This is a genomic window from Sporofaciens sp. St.21A7 (genome assembly GCF_059728535.1).
This window is the reverse complement of sequence record NZ_BAAGFN010000001.1, coordinates 81,166-101,974: the sequence shown is the minus strand read 5'-3', so window position 1 is coordinate 101,974 and position 20,809 is coordinate 81,166. Positions and strand designations below refer to the sequence as shown.

15 protein-coding genes are annotated in these 20,809 nt (G+C 48.6%); 1 reads left to right on the top strand and 14 read right to left on the bottom strand.

The features are described 5' to 3' along the window. Positions 1-56: 56 nt before the first annotated feature. Positions 57-4,448: a hypothetical protein gene (locus tag AC6I3O_RS00520; protein WP_497853391.1), complete on the bottom strand. Its 4,392-nt coding sequence runs from the start codon at positions 4,446-4,448 to the stop codon at positions 57-59. Positions 4,449-4,770: 322 nt separating this feature from the next. Beyond that, positions 4,771-4,986, bottom strand: a complete 216-nt coding sequence (locus tag AC6I3O_RS00515; protein ID WP_497849307.1) for a hypothetical protein — start codon at positions 4,984-4,986, stop codon at positions 4,771-4,773. A 653-nt stretch (positions 4,987-5,639) separates the two neighbouring features. Between AC6I3O_RS00515 and AC6I3O_RS00510 the strand changes: the two genes are divergently transcribed. Beyond that, positions 5,640-6,233, top strand: a complete 594-nt coding sequence (locus tag AC6I3O_RS00510) for a biotin transporter BioY (RefSeq protein ID WP_497849306.1) — start codon at positions 5,640-5,642, stop codon at positions 6,231-6,233. Between the two features lie 108 nt (positions 6,234-6,341). Here the strand turns inward: AC6I3O_RS00510 and AC6I3O_RS00505 are convergent, their stop codons facing one another. The 12 genes from AC6I3O_RS00505 to AC6I3O_RS00450 all read right to left on the bottom strand — a co-directional run bounded on the left by AC6I3O_RS00505 (position 6,342) and on the right by AC6I3O_RS00450 (position 20,752). After that, positions 6,342-8,393: a beta-propeller domain-containing protein gene (locus AC6I3O_RS00505; protein WP_497849305.1), complete on the bottom strand. Its 2,052-nt coding sequence runs from the start codon at positions 8,391-8,393 to the stop codon at positions 6,342-6,344. Between the two features lie 18 nt (positions 8,394-8,411). Further along, the gene (locus AC6I3O_RS00500) at positions 8,412-8,891 is read right to left on the bottom strand and encodes an RNA polymerase sigma factor (protein WP_497849304.1); all 480 of its coding nucleotides are present in this window, start codon (positions 8,889-8,891) and stop codon (positions 8,412-8,414) included. A 98-nt stretch (positions 8,892-8,989) separates the two neighbouring features. Then, positions 8,990-11,275: a hydratase gene (locus AC6I3O_RS00495; protein ID WP_497849303.1), complete on the bottom strand. Its 2,286-nt coding sequence runs from the start codon at positions 11,273-11,275 to the stop codon at positions 8,990-8,992. A gap of 42 nt (positions 11,276-11,317) precedes the next feature. Then, positions 11,318-12,436 carry a PucR family transcriptional regulator gene (locus tag AC6I3O_RS00490; protein WP_497849302.1) on the bottom strand — a complete coding sequence of 373 codons (1,119 nt, stop codon included), beginning with the start codon at positions 12,434-12,436 and terminating at the stop codon, positions 11,318-11,320. Between the two features lie 166 nt (positions 12,437-12,602). After that, a complete protein-coding gene (locus AC6I3O_RS00485) occupies positions 12,603-13,715 on the bottom strand; it encodes an ABC transporter ATP-binding protein (RefSeq protein ID WP_497849301.1) in 1,113 nt (370 codons plus the stop codon). A 116-nt stretch (positions 13,716-13,831) separates the two neighbouring features. After that, on the bottom strand, positions 13,832-14,686 hold the full coding sequence (gene rsmI, locus AC6I3O_RS00480) for a 16S rRNA (cytidine(1402)-2'-O)-methyltransferase (RefSeq protein WP_497849300.1): 855 nt from the start codon (positions 14,684-14,686) through the stop codon (positions 13,832-13,834). Positions 14,687-14,713: 27 nt separating this feature from the next. After that, complete coding sequence (locus AC6I3O_RS00475) at positions 14,714-15,487, bottom strand: tRNA1(Val) (adenine(37)-N6)-methyltransferase (RefSeq protein ID WP_497849299.1); 774 nt, start codon at positions 15,485-15,487, stop codon at positions 14,714-14,716. Beyond that, positions 15,477-16,388 (bottom strand): PSP1 domain-containing protein, encoded by a 912-nt coding sequence (locus AC6I3O_RS00470; RefSeq protein WP_497849298.1) that lies wholly within the window; start codon positions 16,386-16,388, stop codon positions 15,477-15,479. The genes AC6I3O_RS00475 and AC6I3O_RS00470 overlap by 11 nt, the downstream gene beginning before the upstream one ends. 4 nt (positions 16,389-16,392) lie before the next feature. Next, complete coding sequence (holB, locus tag AC6I3O_RS00465) at positions 16,393-17,382, bottom strand: DNA polymerase III subunit delta' (protein WP_497849297.1); 990 nt, start codon at positions 17,380-17,382, stop codon at positions 16,393-16,395. Further along, positions 17,369-17,956 (bottom strand): nucleoside/nucleotide kinase family protein, encoded by a 588-nt coding sequence (locus tag AC6I3O_RS00460; RefSeq protein WP_497849296.1) that lies wholly within the window; start codon positions 17,954-17,956, stop codon positions 17,369-17,371. The genes holB and AC6I3O_RS00460 overlap by 14 nt, the downstream gene beginning before the upstream one ends. Then, positions 17,949-19,406 carry an aminotransferase class I/II-fold pyridoxal phosphate-dependent enzyme gene (locus AC6I3O_RS00455; protein ID WP_497849295.1) on the bottom strand — a complete coding sequence of 486 codons (1,458 nt, stop codon included), beginning with the start codon at positions 19,404-19,406 and terminating at the stop codon, positions 17,949-17,951. Before AC6I3O_RS00455 ends, AC6I3O_RS00460 begins: the two co-directional genes overlap by 8 nt. After that, the gene (locus tag AC6I3O_RS00450; RefSeq protein ID WP_497849294.1) at positions 19,406-20,752 is read right to left on the bottom strand and encodes a glucose-6-phosphate isomerase; all 1,347 of its coding nucleotides are present in this window, start codon (positions 20,750-20,752) and stop codon (positions 19,406-19,408) included. The genes AC6I3O_RS00455 and AC6I3O_RS00450 overlap by 1 nt, the downstream gene beginning before the upstream one ends. Between the last annotated feature and the right edge of the window lie 57 nt (positions 20,753-20,809).

Below are 20,809 nucleotides of genomic sequence, written 5' to 3'. Positions count from 1 at the left end.
GGGTTTTGGCTAATCTTACCAGCCAAAACCCCTTTTTTCTTTCCGCGGACGCAAAATCAGATTTTAAAGTCTTCCTCTTTCAAGATAATCCTGTCAGATTCATCCGTACTCTTACCAAACACCCTTCTCGCCAGATGCTTGACATTCGCCTTCTGGGAATGCTCGATTGCTTCATCCATGATATCCTTGACCTCTGCAACCGAAACCGCATGATCCTCCCGCTGCATCACATCGATCCTGCTGTACAGTGCAAGGATTCCCATCTCATCCAGCTTATAGCCATTCTCCTTCGCATAAGTCTGCCCGAACGTAACCAGCTCGTCATTAATGAATACGGGAAGTTCCAGCCTGGAAGTAAACTTCTTCTTAAATTCCGGATTTGCCGTCAGAATACGCTCCAGCGGTTTCCTCTGGTCTTCCAGTACAAACAATAGCTCACCCGTCTTCTTCTCCATTAAGTGATTCAGTTCCTTAATCGTCCTGGAATTCAATTTACCAGCCTTCTCGATGATAATCGCACCGCCCCGAAGTTTCTGTATGATATTCGTCAACTCCTTCTTATTCAGCGACTCGCCGGTCACAATTGCCACCTTGCCCTGTTTCAGATTCCTCTGTTTCTGGATAGCCTTCACAATATCAACCGCAAGCACAGTCTTCCCGGAACCTTTTCGTCCAACTACCAACAGGTTGCCCGTCTTGGAAGTTCCCTCTTTCCTTGCTCTCCGGTCATTATCCAGTACCTCAACAAGCTGCTCGCTCATACCTCTGACCGGGACAAAATAGGAGAACAATTTCTTTTGTTCCTCCGTAAGACCCGCTTTCAGACCAATCTCACTGGTTGCGCTCAAATCATACCGGCCCGTAACAACGAATCCCGTATCAAACGGAACGCCTTTTCCTTTGGACTTCTTGATTCTAGCCTGAATCTCCGCCTCTGACGGTTCCTCGATTTCAAGCTCACCATCATCGTCGAATTCTTCCTCCTCGAAGTCCTCTTCCTCCTCAAGTTCTTCTTCTTCAAACTCTTCTTCTTCAAATTCTTCCTCCGAATCCTCCTCGAACTCATCTTCGTCGAATTCTTCCTCGTCAAATTCATCCTCGCCATAATCCGCATCAGAATCTTCGATGTAATCTCCTACATCATCAAACTCATCTTCGTAATCCTCTTCCTCGAAGTCCTCTTCCTCAAACTCTTCCGACTCTTCCTCGAAGTCCTCTTCTTCCTCAAAATCGTCCTCTTCCTCGAAATCGTCCTCCTCCTCGAAATCGTCCTCTTCCTCGAAATCGTCCTCTTCCTCGAAATCGTCTTCCTCGAAGTCCTCCGTTTCATCCTCCCCGAAGTCTTCTTCCTCAAACTCCTCAGACTCTTCCTCGAAGTCTTCTTCCTCAAACTCCTCCGTTTCGTCCTCGAAGTCTGATTCTTCCTCTCCGAAATCCTCTTCCTCAAACTCTTCCGACTCTTCCTCGAAGTCCTCTTCCTCAAACTCTTCCGACTCTTCCTCGAAGTCTTCTTCCTCAAACTCCTCAGACTCTTCCTCGAAGTCCTCTTCCTCAAACTCCTCAGACTCTTCCCCGAAGCCCTCTTCTTCCTCAAACTCCTCCGTTTCGTCCTCTCCGAAATCTTCTTCCTCGAAGTCCTCCGACTCTTCCTCTCCGAAATCTTCTTCCTCAAACTCCTCAGACTCTTCTTCTCCGAAATCTTCTTCCTCAAACTCCTCTGTTTCGTCCTCTCCGAAATCCTCTTCCTCGAAGTCCTCTGATTCTTCCTCTCCGAAATCCTCTTCCTCAAACTCTTCCGACTCTTCCCCAAAGCCGTCTTCTATATCGTCCTCTGCAAAATCAGCCTCATCAAAATCTTCTTCTATATCTTTCAGCGCTTCCGCCTCAATCTCTCCTTTTCCACCGCTGGCTTCTTCCGCAAATTCTTCCTCGAAATCGTCCTCCATCTCATATTCGCCGTAATCATCTACGCCAAGGTCATCCTCGTCAAAATCACCATCGTCAATATCCTCTTCCCCCTCCTGTCCTTGATATCTATTCTCAACGATTTCACTAATCAACTCTTCATCTGCTGCCGGTTCTCCGAAAATATCCATATCTCCGAATTCAGCTGAATTTCCTCCAAGTTCTTCCATCAACCTGACAATATCATCCGGAATCCTCTGCGTCTTACCGCCAGCCACAATAACCGGCTTATCTTCCGGCAGCTCCGCCGCAATATTTTCTTTCGTAGTCTGCTTAACCTTTTTCTTTTTTGCCGCCTGACGCTTCGGCTCTGCCGTTTTTCTTGCAGCTTCTTCTACTGCCTTCTTCGCTGCCTCTTCTTCCTCTGCTATCCGGGCGGCTTCTTCCTGTATCGCCTTTCTTAAAGCCTCTTCCTCTGCCGCCTTCCGAGTTGCCTCTTCCTCCGCTGCCTTTCTTGCCGTCTCTTCCTCTGCCGCCTTCCGAGTTGCCTCTTCCTCCGCTGCCTTCCTGACTGCCTCTTCTTCCGCTGTTTTCTTTGCCGCTTCCGCCTCAGCCGCTTTCCTGACCACTTCTTCCGCAGCCCTCACTTCCGCAGCCCTTCGTGCAAATTCCCTTGCAGCCCTTTCTTCTGCCGCCTTTTTTGCCGCCTCTTCCTCTGCCGCCTTCCGAGCCGCCTCTTCTTCTGCACTCTTCTCTACAACTTCCTTTTCTTCTTTCTCTGTCTCGGCTTTTTCCGCTACTTCTTCCTGTATCGCTTTTCTTAAAGCCTCTTCCTCTGCCGTCTTCTTTGCCGCTTCTTCCTCCGCTGCCTTTCTTACTGCCTCTTCTTCTGCCGCCTTTCTTGCTGCCTCTTCTTCCGCCGCCTTCCGAACAGCCTCTTCCTCCGCTGCCTTTCTTGCCGCCGCTTTCGCTGCCTTTCTCGCGGCTTTCCGGGCTGCCTCTTTCCGGATCTCCTCTTCCTCTGCCGCCTTTCTTGCCGCCTCTTCTTCCGCCGCCTTCCTCGCGGCTTCTTCTTCCTCTGCCTTCCGGGCCTCAGCCTCTTCCGCCGCCTTCCTCTCAGCAGCTCTTCTCAAAGCTTCCTTCTCCGCAAGCTTCTGCAGGCCTTCCGGCGTAATCCTCTGAGTCGCGCCTGTCTCCAGCGCCTTTCTCTCCTCCTCCGCCTTCCTTTCAGCCTCACGGCGTTCCAATTCCTTACGCAGACCGATCTCATCCCGCTCCCTGCGAAGCCTCTCATCGTCTTCCTCTCTCTGACGCTCAATCGCCTCCGCATTGGCCTTCTGCTTCGTCTCCCACTCCTGCAATATTTCCTCAATCCGCAGCTGGCCGGTCGCACGAAGCGCATCTGTCTTCTTATCTAATGGTCTTGGCGAAGGTCTTCTTGAAGCCCTGACAGCTCCCGGAGCCTGGGCTGCAGGGGCAGCCGGTTCCTTCCTCTCTTCCCTTACTTCCGCCTGAACCGGTTCCTTCTCTGGCTCCGGTTCAGCCTTCCTGGCATCTGCCCCACGCTTCTCTACAAGCGCGTCCATATGTATCTGGCCGGTCACTTGACGGATTCCCTCTTTCACCTTTGCAACCGTCTTCTCCACACTACGGATTCCATTGGCAAGCGCCATCCCATTGGCAAGCGCCTCCTGCAGCGTCGCTCCCTTCACGACCTTAGAAATGGACTTCGTCTTACCAAGTTCAGACGTATTCTGCCTTACGCTTGCTTCCCCTTCCGTAAGCTCATCCTTTTCTTCCTGCGCTTCTTCCGCCTCTAACGCCTCCTGATCTGCCCGAAGAGCCGTCTCCGTCACCCTCCTAAGCACCTCTTTTCTGACCGGAGCCTCCCCGCGGATCACTTCCTCCAACGGAACCGGCGTCTTCGCCGTAGTATTCCGTTTTGCAGCGCGGGACTTCTTAGAGGCTCCCGGACGTGAGTCATACTTCTCCTGCTGCAGCGGAGTCAGCGGCTTATACTGCATTTTCAGCTCCATCGCCTGATACACATACCGCCCCTCACTGAACCACAGAATCAGGTCGTCGCACTCCTCCAGACACTCCGCCGTCATCCCCGCCTCATGGTACAGCCTCGCCAGCTCATACGCCCACTTTTCGATATATTCCGCCTTCTTAAAATCCTCCAAAGCGGCAATCTGGTCGCTCAAAGGCGCACCCTGAGCCCTCAAAATCTTATATTTCAAAATATACTGATTCGGATCTTTCGGAGCCAGCTTCACAAACTCCTCATAACAATCCGCAGCCTCTTCAATATCACCAATCCGCAAAGCCAGAAGCCCAAGGCGATACGCGATCTTCCTGCTCCCCGGAGACCGATCGAACGCAACAAATAAAATATCCCGGCTCTTCTGGTATTCGCCGTTATACTCATAAATCTCACTTACCGTATTCAGAGTAGAAACATTCTTGACCCTCCGCCAGTCAATCGTGTCGGCAATCTCCATCGCCTTCTTGTACTGCTTCTTCTCCATATGCTCCTGCATCTGCTCTGTTTTCACCCTATATTCATATTTATCCAAACTTCTCACCTCAAAAAATTTGTTAAAACTGCAATATTCTACACTTTTACGTTTATCATTCTATCATACGCCATGTACAATGTCAAAAAAAAGCGCATTTTTTCTCCTACTATATAAGATATGCTTTACCACATGCAATGAGACAATACTTTTTACAATCGAGTAGGGAAGATTCCTCTTCCCCTACTCGCCGCGCGGGGTGCGTGCAGCAAAGCTGCCAATTATCATATGCGCCCCTGCACACACACAATAAAAGGCTGCCATATCGCTACAGCAGCCCTAATCTCTATGAAATTTTATTATATACATATATTAAGCGGAGGATTCCTCTTGATTCAAGTTCCCACTCACTCTCCTTATACCCTTCTATCCCATATACATTCCTTACGGAATCAATGGTTCCACCCCTCTGGTATAAATCCGATTCGTTAGCTAATGTCCCTTCCTGACATATTCTAACATCATTCAAATCTTCCTGAACTATAATGTGGTATCTTTTCAATATGCCTGCAAATGTGAATCTTCTTCTATATCCGGCTCTTTCTTCTCCGACTTTTTTATCTCATTCAAATACCGGCTTATCTCTGTCCTCTATAGTCAAGGCTTATTCTCTGGGAACCTTCATCTGCCATACCACTGACATATTGAGTAATTGTTTCTTTTACATTGTCCATTGGATTAAGCCTCCTTTTCTAAATATTATCCACTTTCTTTGGATTGGTTATATAATACCACTCCAGCCCATATTTGTCAACACTATTTTAAAATTTTATATATTTAATTTATTTATTCATTTATATATCTATAATTTTCTGATTTTTGTATTTATTTCTCACAATTTGCACAATATATCCATTTTAATTGTTAACCTTGTATTTTATATGGTTGACAAATTGTTTTTTATCCCATATACTACAAATTAATAGGAGAACCACCGTGCAGCGGTGCGGCACGCCAGACTCCCGCGCCTTGCAGGCGGTATGTCAGATTTCAATGCTTTGAAGCAATGTATCGGGTTCCCGCAAACCTCTCATAAAGTATCAAGTTCTCAAGTATCTTTCTTTAGGCGATACATGGGATTTCTGTATATACCGGTTCTCCTATTATTCTACATAAGAAAGGAGCAATGCTGCCGTCCCATGGCAGCCAAATACTATGAAAAATCTAATAACCAATACTTCAGGCAACACATCCCGGCATTTTACCACCCAAAGACTTGTCCTCATTGCAATGGTGACAGCAATTACCTGTATACTTGCACCATTCTCCGTACCGATTCCAATCAGCCCCGTACCGATTTCGCTTACGAATCTGGTTCTCCTAATCAGCGTCTATGTGCTCGGCTGGAAAGACGCTACCGTCAGCTTTCTCATTTACCTTCTGATAGGCGCTGCCGGATTGCCAGTCTTCTCCGGTTTCGCAGGCGGCCTTGGCAAAATCGCCGGGCCAACGGGAGGATATCTGGTAGGCTTCATCTTCATGACCATAATTGCCGGATTATTCGTCGGGCATTTTCCGGATAGACGTTCCTTAATCGTGATAGGCATGGCGCTTTCAACCGCCGTCACCTACCTCTTCGGAACCGCATGGCTTGCCTTCCAAATGGAGATTCCCTTCACTGCAGCGTTGTCCATAGGCGTACTCCCTTATCTCCCAGGGGATACCGCCAAAATAATCCTTGCTGTGGTCACAGGCCCGATTCTCCGTTCCCGTCTGCATTCCCGGATGACCAGTACTCCATTCGGCTAGAAATTGTACTCCTGAGCTGTCTGGTCCGCACCATTGCGTCGTTAAAAGTTCTAGTCGATGCACCTAAAAAGGAAGCCCCGCACTTGGAGCTTCCTTTTTAAATACAACTTAAAGAATCAAATCATCCACCTTCTGATAATCCTTCAAGCTATAGGCCTCGATAATATTTCCCTGAATCACATAGAGTGTATCTTCTATATAAATACCTCTCGGATTGCGCATTGCGTTTCCATTAATATCCTCTTCCATGTTACAGATAAATCCCTTATCTTCATCATACGAAAAGAGGAAATACCGCTGCCCGCCTTCCGTGTAACCGGAGAAACCAATCATATTCCGGTTAAAATCAACCAATGCCGACTTATAATCATAAGCCACATCCGTACTATATACATTTTTCAGTACATATGTGTCCTTCTCCTTCACATCCGTCTTATCCGAAATATCGAACATGGTAATCTTAGCGCCGTCCGTGGTCATCGTCTTTTCATCCACATTCATACCAATTCCCAAAAGACGGTCCTCCCCATAAAAATGAAGGTACTCTGAGAACCCCGGTATTTTAAGCTCTCCGATAATCTTAGGATTCTTCGGGTCGGAAAAATCCACGCTGAACAACGGGTCAGTCTCCCTGAATGTTACAAAATATCCCGTATCCCCCATGAACCGCGCCGAATAGATCCGCTCATCCTTCGCCAGATTCTCAATCGCCCCTATTTCCTCAAGTTCTCCATCCAGCACATACACCGAATTGGTATCATCGTCCGTCGTGACTACCCTGAGATTCCCCTCATGCTCATCAATGGAAAACGAATCATTCAGATAGCCGTCGAATTTCCCCTGCGCCTTAGCTTCCAGCTTTCCATCCTTGTACGCCACCTTCCGGATTGTGGTAACACAGCCGTTCCAATATCCCCACTCCGTCTCATAGAAGTAAATATTCTTATTGCTTACATAGACCTGGCCGCCCTTGGAGAAAATGGCCTTGCTGTCCATCGTCTCGTCCGGCTTCTTGAGGTTCACCGATGTAATCACCTCATACATATTCGCCTGTTTGATTGGAGGAAGATAAATATTCTTTTCTGAAACAGGCTCGCCGTTAATCAAAGGCACATACATCCTTGGCTCATTCTGCGCCACCTCTCCCCAGATGTACACCTCACTGAATAAATACAGGAAACCATTCACCATTCTCGACGAACGGTAATCCCCGCTCTGGGTCACCTTTCCTTCTTCCTTTGGTTCCTCCGGGTTCTGGATATCGTAAGTGACTGCTATCGTCACACCACTGTTGCCAATACCCCCATTAGTATAAAGAGGATCCACAAGCATATCTCCTGCGCCCTGCTGCCCGCAGACCACCACCATCTTCTTCAAATCCGGTACGACATAGAATTCCTGAATATACTCCTTTTCATCAACTTCAACGGATGCAGCCTTCTTCATCTTTCCATCCTTGGTATCAACGACGGCAATCTCACGCCCATTGTCTTCAAGAATATAGAGATACCTTCCATCCGTCTTCACAATATCTGCCTCGTCCACGCCCTCCTGCCGCACATTTGTCTGGGAGTAATCGGCAGCCATATCCCCGGCTTCCGCCGTTGCTGCCGGCGCGTCTATGGCGTCCTCTACGATTGCCATCTCCTCCCCGGAAGACTTTGTGCTGCCGGAACTTGCGTTTGACTCGGCTTCTCCTCCGGCGCTCTCGGCAATCAGCTCTCTTCCCATATCTGCAGCGTCCATCTGATACGACGCCTGCTCTTCTTCCATTTTCTTACGGTATGCTTCATAGTAATCATAGATTTGCTCATAACTTTCCGCTTGGGCAATCGTCTTACTGATGCTGATTTCCTCCTCGTCCTCTGAGCTGTTTCCCTTGTTATCCCTTACATTCTCCATAGTCACATGCTCATTTCCGGCGCCCAACATGCTCCACGCCGCAAACCCAACCACAGCCGTCAGGCAGGCAGCCGTCAGAAGCCCCGTCTGCCACGCTCCCCATCTTCTCCGTTTTCCCGGAGCCGCCCCTGCTCCCTTTGACGCCTCCTTCTCTTCAAGCATCCTTTCGACAGCATCCGGTTCAAGGCTCTTAGGCGCTTCCACATCCGCAGTCTTCTGCCTGATCAAATCTAATACTTCCTGTTCTCTCTTATCCATACAGCCGCCTCCTTAAACTCATCTCAATACACATTCCATCTTTTGCAGCGCACGGCTCCTCTTCGAGCGCACCGTATTGGGATTCAGCTTCAGCGCATCCCCAATCTCCTGACTGGTATATCCTCCGAAAACAGACAGGCCGACAATCGTCTGCTCCTCGTCCTCCAGAAGAAAAAATGCCTTCCGCACATCCAAAGCTACTCCTATGTCTGGCTCCTCCGAAGCCGCGGAAAATAACATTTCCTCATCGGAACGTGTCTCCTCCCTCGCCGCATTTCTCCACTTCTTCTTGCAAATGTTGGACAGAATCGTAAATATCCAGCTCTTAAAAGCATCCTCCTTCTTTAGCTTTCCGATATTCTCATAAGCCGCCACCACCGCCTCACTTACCGCATCCTCCGCATCCTGCGGATTCCTCAACATACACAGGGCAAACCGGTACAGGTCTTGATAAACCGTCTCATACATTTGCGCAAATGTCTTCGTGTCGCATCTCATATCTTCTCCTCCCTGCTTAAAACCGCTCTATGATTCCTTTCATAAATAAGAGTCAAAAAAGGGGGCTGCTGTTGCAGCCGCCCCATATTTTTTTCAAGTTATCCTCTATAATAATTAATCAGGCATCCCTTCCGGATAATTTCACGCTCTGCATCCGTCATATCACCCAGCTTCAGAGTAATCTCCTTCCATGACTCTCCTGCCCCGACCACATAAGCCTTAATCTTCGCCGCCTTCTCTTCCACAGCCTTTTTAATCTCCGGCACAAAGAGATAGTCGCCGTTTTTGAAGCTCAGCTTCTCATGGCCTTCCTCCGTAATAAACGGAAGCATTCCCCAGTTAATCAGGTTCGAGCGGTATCGTTTGGTGGCATACTCATTGGCGATATTCGCCCATCCTCCAAGAACCTTCTGGCAGGACGCCGCCTGTTCCCTCGCCGAGCCATCCCCCGGCTTCACTGCAAATATCGTACTACCAATCCCAAGATTCGTCCGGTCAATGTCCGGATACGTCTCATGAATCTTCTCCATCACAGGCCTAAGCTCGTCCAACGCTTCTACCGGACACTGCCCCTCTTCAATCGCCTTCTCTGCCTTTTGAACCTCTTTCGCACGCCCCACATACGCCGGGTCTTTCCTTGACAGCGCAAACTCTGCCAGACCAAGCGGGTTGGAACGATAGGAAGACGTCTCGCCGGAAGGAATCAGCTCATCCGTCGTCGTAACCGGGTCATGAATCTCAGACACCACTTTCAGAAGCAGGTTCTCGGGCAGTGGGGCCATCTTAGGCCAGTCCTTGATATTCGGGCCAAACTTAATCTTGACTGACGGGTCCGCCTCACCCTTGCTGTCAAATACACGGTTTGCATAAATCTTCCCGTCAAAATGATATTTCGGCCCCGTAAACTCCACATCCAAATCCGTTGCCGGAATCAGGAATCCCTTGTTCGCCGCCGTCGCCGCAATGGAACGCGCATCCATCAGCGCGACAGAGGCAATCTGACCGCTCTGCAGCTTGGAACCTTCACGGTTCGGGAAATTCCTCGTAGAGTGGCGGATAGAAAACGCATTGTTCGCCGGAGTATCCCCCGCGCCAAAGCAAGGCCCGCAGAACGCCGTCTTCACAATCGTTCCCGCCTGCATCAAGTCCGCGACCGCACCATTCTTCACCAGCTCCATATAAATCGGGGTACTCGCCGGATATACGCTGAATGTAAATTCATCCGCTCCGATATAATGCCCACGGATGATGTCCGCCGCCGCGCAGATATTCTCAAATCCGCCTCCGGCACATCCTGCAATGATTCCCTGCTCCACATATAATTTTCCGTCAACCACCTTATCCTGCAAAGTATAATCCACAGCGCCGTCAAGGCTTACCAACGCTTTCTGCTCTACGTCATGGAGTACGTCTTTTAAGTTCGCATTGACCTCCTCAATGGTATAGACGTTTGACGGATGGAATGGCATCGCAATCATCGGCTTGATTTCGCTCAGATTCACATACACCATGCCGTCATAATAAGCCGTCGCTCCTGGGTTCAATTCCTGATAGTCCTCCGCCCTTCCATGAATCTCATAGAATTCCCGAATCTTCTCATCCGTCTTCCAAATCGAAGACAGACAGGTTGTCTCTGTGGTCATAACGTCAACTCCAATACGGAAATCCGCACTCAGCTTCTCCACGCCAGGACCTACGAACTCCATGACCTTATTATTCACATATCCATTTCCGAATGTAGCTCCGATGATTGCAAGCGCCACGTCCTGGGGGCCTACTCCCTTCATAGGTTCGCCGTCCAGATAAATCCCTACCACGCCGGGCATCTTGATATCATAGGTCTTATTCAGAAGCTGCTTTACAAGCTCCGGACCGCCTTCTCCCATTGCCATAGTTCCTAAGGCCCCATAACGCGTGTGGCTGTCGGAACCCAGTATCATCTTGCCGCCGCCTGCAAGCATCTCCCTGGCATACTGGTGGATGACTGCCTGATGAGGCGGTACATACACGCCGCCATATCTCTTGGCACAAGTAAGCCCGAACATATGGTCATCCTCATTAATCGTCCCCCCCACCGCACATAAAGAATTATGGCAGTTGGTCAGCACATAGGGAATCGGGAACTTCTCAAGCCCGGACGCCCTCGCCGTCTGGATAATCCCCACAAACGTAATGTCATGGGAAGTCAGCTTGTCAAACTTAATCTGAAGCTGCTCCATGTTTCCGGATGTATTGTGGTCTGCAAGAATCCTATATGCCATCGTCTCCTTTGCCGCCTCGGCAGGAGATATCTCCCGCCCAGTCTTCTGGCTTATCTCTCGGGCGTCTTCCACAATCTCTGTTCCATTTAACAGGTATACGCCCTTATCATATAATTTCACCATATTTTCTTTCCTCCTGATATCATACAATCCATTAAAGACCTATCATCTATGCACGGCCGAATAACTCTCCATGTATTTCATATGATCTGCCACCATCATTGCAATCTTGAACGTCAGTGCATCTGCAAATACCCTGACGTCTAAGCCTGTCCGCTTCTGAATCTTCTCAAGCCGGTATACCAGCGTATTCCGATGGACATACAACTGCCTTGCCGTCTCGGAAATATTCAGGTTATTGTCAAAAAATGTATATACCGTAATCAGCTCCTCTTCCTCAAACTGATCTGCCGTATTCCCCTCGAACACCTCATTCAGGAACATCTCGCACAGAGAAGCCGGAAGCTGATGTATCAGGCGCCCGATTCCAAGCTCATTATAAGCAAGGATATTCTTGTCCGCATAGAATACACGTCCCACTTCCAATGCCATACCCGCCTCTTTATAGGACTTGGACACATCCTTCAATTCATTGATAATCGTCCCATATGCAATCCGGACGCTTACCATTGCCTCCATATTCAGTGTATCCACCAGCTCCCGTGCAATCTGCTCCAACTGTGGGTAATCATCGGTATTCTCCAATGCCCTGACCAGAATCACATGCTTCTCATCTACTGCCGTCACAAAATCCTTCGTCCCCGTGGCATACAGACCTTTCAGCGTCTCAAGAATCAGGTTCTCTCCTTCATTCTTGGATTCGACCAGGAACACCGACCTCCTGAGTTCCACAGGGATCTTCATCTTCTTCGCCTGATTATAAACATCCACCAACAGCATATTGTCCAGAATCAAATTCTGGATAAAACGGTTCTTATCCATCTTCTCCTTGTAAGCAAACAGAAGATTCTCCAACTGGCTGACTCCAAGCCTGCCCGCCATCTCCATCTGCGGACATCCCCCTTTCAGCACAAGGATGTAACATGGGTCCTCGTCGTCATGCACAAGAAACATCCCCAAATCTTTCTCTATGCGGAAAAGAAGCTCCTCCGCCGCTACCGTCGGCGCCGCTTCTCCAAAAGACGCCACAGCCCCGTCAAGCCCCGTCATCCTCTCGTTCGTCATGACAAGGCAGATTCCCTTCATATCCCATATCGCACATTCTAATCCGGTAATTCTCTTAATATCCTGTACTGCTTTATGTAGTATCTGATTCGATAACACTGGAAATCCCTCCTGTTCTTTGGCATATACAAGTTTTATTCTATCATAGGATGGCCGGGATGTACAAGAGTATCCTTTGTTTTCACACTGTTTTTTGGTTCTTGCGGAACGCATCATAAAAGCCAGACACCCATCGGTGTCTGGCCTCTTTGTCAGAATAAAATTACTAATTTGTGATTGTGTTCTCTGTCTCTTTATCGAATACATGGATTCTGTCAGCATCCAGAGCAAACTTAACGGTATCGCCTGTTCTTGCAGTTGTTCTTGGATCAACTCTTGCTGTCATGGTAGAACCTTCGTAATCGAAGTGCAGGTAAACTTCCGCACCAAGCATCTCGTATACACGGATCGTAGCTTCGATAATCGTGTTCGGAGACTTAGCAAGGAAATCTGGCTCATCATGTACATCTTCCGGACGGATACCAAGTACAACAGTCTTTCCGTCATATCCGCCGTCAATCAGCTTCTTAGCCTTAGCTTCCGGAAGCTCGATAGATGCCGGTCCAGCAATCAGAGATACCTTCTTGCCGTTAACCTTACACTTAGCGTCTACAAAGTTCATCTGTGGTGATCCGATGAATCCTGCTACGAACAGGTTGCACGGACGATCATACAATGTCTGCGGAGTATCAACCTGCTGAACAACACCGGCGCTCATAACTACGATTCTTGTACCAAGCGTCATAGCCTCTGTCTGGTCATGTGTTACGTAGATAATCGTTGTGCCCAGTCTCTGATGCAGCTTGGAAATCTCAATACGCATCTGTCCACGCAGCTTAGCATCCAAGTTAGAAAGAGGCTCATCCATAAGGAACACCTTAGGATTACGAACGATTGCACGTCCCATAGCAACACGCTGTCTCTGACCACCGGAAAGAGCCTTCGGCTTACGGTCTAACAATGCTTCCAAGTCAAGAATCTTAGCAGCCTCACGTACCATCTTATCAATCTGGTCTTTCGGAACCTTTCTCAATTTCAGTCCAAAAGCCATGTTGTCATATACTGTCATATGTGGATACAGAGCGTAGTTCTGGAATACCATCGCGATATCTCTGTCCTTAGGCTCTACATCGTTAACCATCTTGTCCCCAATCCATAACTCTCCTGAGGAGATATCTTCCAGACCGGCTACCATACGAAGTGTTGTTGACTTACCACATCCTGAAGGGCCTACGAAGATGACGAATTCCTTATCTTCAATCTCAAGGTTGAAGTCTTTTACAGCTTCAAATCCGTTCGGATATGTCTTATTAATGTGTTTTAATGATAAACTTGCCATTTTGGGTTTCCTCCATTTGAAATAAATATATTCTTTGTATCTGTGATACCGTCTTGCTTAAATAAAAGTATATAAAAAAAGTCCCGTTTCGGGTATACCCAAGTTGAACAATAATTTCACAAAATTTTATACAAGTTGACCAACGCCTGATAGATTTCCCGTTTACTGACTCCCCGGTCTTTCGCCACCTGCTTCATAGCATCCTTTTTCTCCATACCTTCGCCCATATAGAACTCCATATGTTCCTCGATGCTCATCTGCGCCCATTTGTCCCTCTCTCCTGCCTGAATCTCTGCGCGGCTCTTCCCTTCTATTACAATGACACATTCTCCTTTCGGCTCGTGTTCCTTATAATACAGGACGGAATCCGCCAGCGCCGACGCAAACACCGCCTCATGTTTCTTCGTCAGCTCACGGCATATACTGACCCTCCGGTTGCCCAACGAATCAAGAAGCGTCTCCAATGTCCTCACAAGCCTGTGGGGAGCTTCATACAGCACCATCGTCCGCGTCTCCTGCTTCATTTCCTCAAGAATTGCCTGCCGCTCCTTCTTATCTGCCGGAAGAAACGCCTCGAATGCAAATCTTCTGGTGGGCAGTCCAGATATGGTCAAAGCTGTCACACATGCGGCGGCTCCCGGAACTGCCGTCACGGCGATCCCAGCCTCACGGCACATCCGTACCAACTCTTCGCCGGGGTCTGAGATTCCCGGAGTCCCCGCATCCGTAATCAATGCAATATCCTCTCCGTCCAGAAGCCGCTCCACTAACTTGCGTCCTTTTTCTATCTTATTGTACTCGTGATAACTGGTCATAGGAGTCCTAATCTCAAAATGATTCAGAAGTTTGATGCTGTTGCGGGTATCCTCCGCAGCAATCAAATCTGCTTCCTTTAAAATCCGGATACAGCGAAACGTCATATCCTCCAGATTGCCGATTGGCGTCGCACATAGATATAATGTTCCTGGCATGGTAATTTCTCTCCTCTACTTCTAATTTTACTGCCGCATACCGTAAATTCCCAGCAGCTCCTCCGTATAACGCCCGTCCTTTTCATACACGACCAACGGCGGCTCCACCTTCATCCGGGGATTCCCGCCCCTTAGTCCTTCCACCAGTACCATATTCGGCTCCTTGTCAACATAGGGATGCACCAACCGCATCCGTTTCGGCTCAATCCGGTATGCCGACATCTTCGCCAGTATCTCCGGCAGCCGGAACGGTCTATGGACCATATAGAACCGTCCCTTAGGCGTCAGGAGCCTCGCGCTCTCCCGCAGCACATCGTCAAGCGTACACAACACCTCATGCCTTGCGATATACAACGCTTCATTCTCATTTTTCAAGCCATGTTTCCCTATCATATAAGGCGGGTTCACGGTAACGACCTGAAAAGAAGCCGCCCCGAACAGCCCCGATGCATTCCTGATATCTCCCGCCTCCACATCTACCTTATCCTCAAGCCCATTATACTCAATGCTCCTTCGCGCCATATCCACGCTCTCTTTTTGAATCTCAAGCCCTGTATAATGCTCCCCTTCATTCTTCGCTTCCAGCAAAATCGGCAAAATTCCAGTCCCCGTCCCAAGATCCAAAGCCCGCTCCTGCTTCTTTATCTTCGCAAAAGAAGATAGGAGAACCGCATCCATCCCAAAACAGAATTTCCCGGGGGTCTGTATAATCCCATACCCCTTAATCTGTAAGTCGTCCAGGCGTTCTCCCTCTTTTATATATCTGCTCTTCCTATTATCCATCACTTCATCATTCATCATCCAGCTTCGACGCCGCGTTCTTCTCTTCCAGCGCCCTAAGCTCCGCCAGTTCTTCCCGGGACAGCTTCATATCCTTCTTCCTCCGCCTCGACTTGAACCTAAGCTCCTTCGCCTTGTACTCGCGGATCTCCTTCTCGTCGTTATCAAGCGTCACAATCACCTTCACAAGCTGACGCAGCACATTCACCGACTGCACATCACCCTTCAGCCCATCCGGTGTCGTCACACGGTCCCCGTTAGACGGCAGGCGGCTGTTCAGCTCCTCGTAAGTCTCCTCCTCGTTGGTCAGGCAGCACATAAGCCTGCCGCATACGCCCGAAATCTTAGACGGATTCAGGGACAGATTCTGCTCCTTCGCCATCTTAATAGATACCGGGGCGAATTCTGTCAGGTAGGTATTGCAGCATAACGGACGCCCACATATTCCAATTCCGCCGCGGATCTTCGTCTCGTCCCGCACACCAATCTGCCGCAGCTCAATTCTTGTACGGAACACGCTCGCCAAGTCCTTCACCAGCTCCCGGAAATCGATCCTCCCGTCCGCAGTAAAGTAAAAAAGCACTTTATTATTGTCAAATGTATACTCCGCGTCGATTAGTTTCATCTCAAGTCCATGCTTGCGGATCTTCTCAAGGCATATGCCAAATGCCTCCTTTTCTTTTTCACGGTTCTTCTCTTCCTTGCGGATATCCTCCTGCGTCGCAATCCGGATCACGGACTTCAAAGGCTGCGTAATCTTATCATCTTCCACATCCTTAGGTCCCGTGACCACAGAACCAAACTCCACGCCTCTCGCCGTCTCGACGATGACCTTATCTCCCGTATTGACTTCATATTTTCCCGGCGCAAAGAAATAAATCTTCCCTGCCGGCCTAAACCTCACTCCAATCACTCTCGTCATTTGATTAATTCTCCTTCATTGTCAGGAACAAAAGCTCCATGACCAAATCAAAATTCACATTCGCCTTTAAGCGCGCCTTAGCCTTATCAAGACTGCTGATAATCAACTGGATTCCCTCGTAAGAACTCTTCCTCGCCTGCTCCCGGATATCGTCAATCTGATCCTTGAACACGACCGTATCCATGTCCCTCGTCGCCTTATACAGCAAAACATCCCGATACCAAACCGCGATGATATCCAGATAGTCCGTAATCTCCAACTTAAACGCCGTAACGCTGTTCACAGCCTCCACGATCTCACTCAGTTCCATATCATGGACATGCCGCAGAAGATGTACCGCCGCCTCGCGAATCTCATTAAAATGCTCCGAATTCGCAAGCATAATCGCATGTCCCATATTCCCCTGGGCAAATGCAGTACACAGATCCGCCTTGTAATCCGGCACTTTCAGACTCTCCATCAGATACTTCTTAATCAGCTTGTCCTTGATATAGCGAAGCCTCAGCATGACACATCTGGAGTTAATTGTAGGAAGAAGCGCCTCCGCATTCTCTGTCAGAAGCATGAGTACCGCATACTGAGGCGGCTCCTCAATCGTCTTGAGCAGTGCGTTCTGGGCCTGTGGAGTCATAAGATCGGCATGGTCGATAATATAGACCTTGTACGGTCCCTGATAAGGCTTTATCATAATCGTATTATTAACCTGTTCCCGGATGTCATCCACACTGATAGAATTCGGCTTCTCATGGGTGACTCTGATAATATCCGGATGATTGCCCGTCTCCGCCTGGCGGCAGGAATGACAGGTATTGCAAGGCTCCTCTCCTCCCTCCTCGCACAACAGCGTCATGGCGAAAAGATATGCCAGAAGCTTCTTCCCGGCGCCCCTTTCCCCATTCATGATGTACGCGTGGGATACCTGATCCATCTTCACTGCATTCTTGATATAATTGATTATGTCTCTGTGTCCTACCACATCTTTAAAGCTTCCCATGTTGTATTTCCCCTATCATCTCTTCTAAGCATCTAGTTCCGTCATGATTCAGGATTCTTTTGGTAATCCCATACCTTGCAAGGTTCTCTTCGGAATAATCCTCGGAATCTGCAAGAAAACGCCTGCACAGTTCCTTATAATCCGGGATCTTCCGTATCTCCTCCCGCCCAATGGCACGTTTCAGCCGTTCTCCGTCCTCCACTTCGATATAAAGCGGAACTACGTTATCCTCTCCATAGTATTCCCGCATCCTGCCATAAGATTCCAGCGTCCCGATTACAAGATAATCCCCACTCCCAAGCTCTACCTGCCCGTCATCGACCGTCGCATACCTCCATACCCCATGTACCGTATTGTAGGCGCGCTGCTCAATCACCCTGCCCTGCTCCTCGTATACATTTAATGTATCCTCCGACACAAAAAAGTATTCCACACCGTTTCGTTCCCCGTCCCGTTTCGGCCTGGTGGTGTAGGGCGTTATGGTCTTTAGTTCCGGCAAGGCTTCTTTGAGTTCTTTCTGCAAGGTATCTTTTCCGGAAGAGCTTTTTCCCATCATATAGTAAATCTTACCCATGCGTCAAAACCTCTATATAAGAATCCCTCTTCAAACCTTCAATCGAAAATCCCATCTCATAATACCATTGTAACACATTTACCGCCTCTTGTGATACCCTTTCTCCCGGAACAATGAAAGGAATTCCCGGGGGATACAGATATGCGTACTCCACTGACACATATCCTGCACAATCCCTCCAATGACGGGATTCCACCGGACAATCCATCTCTTGTATTTCCGAACTATTATATACCATATCAGGGGGCGGAAGGCAAGGAATATTCTTCCTTTTCCGCAAATCTCCCGCTGCTTTTTCCTCTCTGTGGACCTTTACATCTTCTTTCCAGTTCCTTTCCTCTGACGGATAAGAGCCGTCTATCTCCTTCAAGGCACAGCTAAGCCTTCGGAAACCTTCCGGCGTATCCCCGACGGATGTCATGGCAAGCGCATACCCGCCAGCCGACATCTCCATTTGAAGATGATATTTTTCCAGCAAAATCCGGGAAAGGTCCCTCCCCGTAAGTCCTGTATTTCCCGCAGAAATCACCAATTTAGAAGGATCATACCGATTCGTATGCACCAATTTCAGCCTCCTAAGCCCCGCCAGCTCTTCCCTGAGTCTTTGCAGATTCTTTGCATAAGGCACAAACAGCTCATCTCTTCTATTTTCGAGAAGAGCAATACAGGAATCTATACTTGCCATCAACACATAAGAAGGGCTGCTGCTCTGGAGCATATGAAGATATCTGCGAACCCTCTCCCGCCTGACAAGACTTCCATTCATATGCAGAAGGGCAGTCTGGGTCAATGACGGAAGCGTCTTATGCAGGCTGTGAATCACGATATCCGCACCTTTCCGGTTAGAATTCTCCGGAAAATATGGATGAAATCCAAAATGCGCTCCATGGGCTTCATCAACAATAACTGGAATTCCCTTCTCATGGACCGCTTCCGATATTGCTTCCACATCCGACACCACCCCTTCATAAGTCGGCGACACAATCACGGCTGCCCGAATCTTAGGATTCTTCTCCAAAGCGATCCTGACATCTTCCGCGGAAATCTCCGTATTCATATACTCAGACACATGAAATCCCGGCGCCAGATACACCGGGTTCAATCCATTCATCTCTATGGCATGATACACAGACTTGTGGCAATTTCTTGCCACAAGTATCGTATCACCTCTTCGCGTCACACCTGCAACGGCGCTCAGGATTCCCACACTGCTCCCATTAACGAGGAAATGTGTCTCCTCCCCATGGTACACCTTCGCCGCCCGTTCCTGAGCTTCTTTCAGAATCCCGTCCGCATGGTGAAGGTCGTCAAACCCTTCAATCTCCGTAATGTCAATAGCGAAGGCTGGCTCGTCTCCCAACATATTGAACCGCCTCTTATGCCCCGGCATATGAAAACCATAGTAATCCGACCTTCCATACTCCGATAGCCTGTCATATAAGCTGCCCATTATAACCTCTTCAGAAGCTCTTCTCTCTCCTTCTCAAATCCCGGTTTTCCAAGAAGCGCAAACATGTTCTTTTTGTAACTCTCCACGCCCGGCTGGTTAAATGGATTCACACCAAGAATATATCCGCTCACGCCGCACGCAAACTCGAAGAAATAGAACAACTGTCCCAATGAGAACTCGTCCTGCTTAGGAATCTTAACCACCAGATTCGGAACATTTCCATCTGTATGGGCAAGCATCGTCCCGTTCATTGCGCTCTTATTGACAAAATCAACCGTCTTTCCTGACAGATAATTCAAACCGTCCAAATCCACCGGCTCTTCTTCAATCACGATTTCCTCTGTAGATTCTTCCACATTCAGAACCGTCTCGAACATGATACGGCTTCCGTCCTGAATGAACTGCCCCATCGAATGCAGGTCTGTAGTAAGGTCAACAGACGCCGGGAAAATTCCCTTCTGATCCTTGCCTTCGCTCTCGCCGTAAAGCTGTTTCCACCACTCGGATACATAATGGAGGCTTGGCTCATAATTGGCAAGAATCTCCACTGCTTTGCCCTTCCTCAGCAAGACATTACGTACTGCCGCATACATTACCGCATCATTCTCCTCATAGGCATCCTTCAACGCATGCTCCCTCGCGTCTGCCGCGCCTTCCATCAGCTTGTCAATGTCTGCGCCGCTGACCGCAATCGGAAGAAGCCCAACTGCCGTTAATACGGAGAAACGTCCTCCTACATCGTCCGGTACAACAAATGTCTCATATCCTTCCTCGGTCGCCAGGTTTTTAAGCGCCCCTCTTGCCTTATCTGTGGTCGCATAAATCCTCTTCGCCGCCCCGTCTTTGCCGTACTTTTTCTCCAGCATTCCCTTAAAGATACGGAAAGCAATCGCAGGCTCCGTCGTCGTCCCGGACTTAGAGATGATATTTACAGAGAAATCCCTATCCCCGATTACATCCGTCAGATGCTTTAAGTAGGCGCTGCTGATGCTGTTGCCCACGAAATAGATCTCCGGTGTCTTGCGTATTTCCTTCGATACCATGTTATAGAAATTGTGACGCAGGAATTCAATCGCCGCCCTTGCGCCAAGATAAGAGCCTCCAATACCGATTACCAGAAGAACTTCCGAATCTCCTTTGATTCTTTCCGCAGCTTCCTTAATCCTTGCAAACTCTTCCTTATCGTAATCTACAGGAAGATCAATCCATCCAAGGAAATCATTCCCCGCACCTTCTTTGCCAAGAAGTTCGGCTTTCGCGTTCTCTGCAATCTTCTTCATTGATTCAATCTCATGCTCTGAAATAAATGTCTTTGCTTTAGAATAATCAAATGTAACTCTGCTCATTTTAGGGCTCCTTCCTTCTATGCGGTGAAATCTGCCGCCGGCATGTCTCCCGCTTAT

Excerpts from the sequence above, each read along its gene's own strand:
- AC6I3O_RS00520 (WP_497853391.1), bottom strand. The coding sequence starts at position 4,448 with ATGCAGGAGCATATGGAGAAGAAGCAGTACAAGAAGGCGATGGAGATT.
- AC6I3O_RS00510 (WP_497849306.1), top strand. The coding sequence starts at position 5,640 with ATGAAAAATCTAATAACCAATACTTCAGGCAACACATCCCGGCATTTT.
- AC6I3O_RS00505 (WP_497849305.1), bottom strand. The coding sequence starts at position 8,393 with ATGGATAAGAGAGAACAGGAAGTATTAGATTTGATCAGGCAGAAGACT.
- AC6I3O_RS00500 (WP_497849304.1), bottom strand. The coding sequence starts at position 8,891 with ATGAGATGCGACACGAAGACATTTGCGCAAATGTATGAGACGGTTTAT.
- AC6I3O_RS00495 (WP_497849303.1), bottom strand. The coding sequence starts at position 11,275 with ATGGTGAAATTATATGATAAGGGCGTATACCTGTTAAATGGAACAGAG.
- AC6I3O_RS00485 (WP_497849301.1), bottom strand. The coding sequence starts at position 13,715 with ATGGCAAGTTTATCATTAAAACACATTAATAAGACATATCCGAACGGA.
- rsmI (WP_497849300.1), bottom strand. The coding sequence starts at position 14,686 with ATGCCAGGAACATTATATCTATGTGCGACGCCAATCGGCAATCTGGAG.
- AC6I3O_RS00475 (WP_497849299.1), bottom strand. The coding sequence starts at position 15,487 with ATGATGAATGATGAAGTGATGGATAATAGGAAGAGCAGATATATAAAA.
- AC6I3O_RS00470 (WP_497849298.1), bottom strand. The coding sequence starts at position 16,388 with ATGACGAGAGTGATTGGAGTGAGGTTTAGGCCGGCAGGGAAGATTTAT.
- holB (WP_497849297.1), bottom strand. The coding sequence starts at position 17,382 with ATGGGAAGCTTTAAAGATGTGGTAGGACACAGAGACATAATCAATTAT.
- AC6I3O_RS00460 (WP_497849296.1), bottom strand. The coding sequence starts at position 17,956 with ATGGGTAAGATTTACTATATGATGGGAAAAAGCTCTTCCGGAAAAGAT.
- AC6I3O_RS00455 (WP_497849295.1), bottom strand. The coding sequence starts at position 19,406 with ATGGGCAGCTTATATGACAGGCTATCGGAGTATGGAAGGTCGGATTAC.
- AC6I3O_RS00450 (WP_497849294.1), bottom strand. The coding sequence starts at position 20,752 with ATGAGCAGAGTTACATTTGATTATTCTAAAGCAAAGACATTTATTTCA.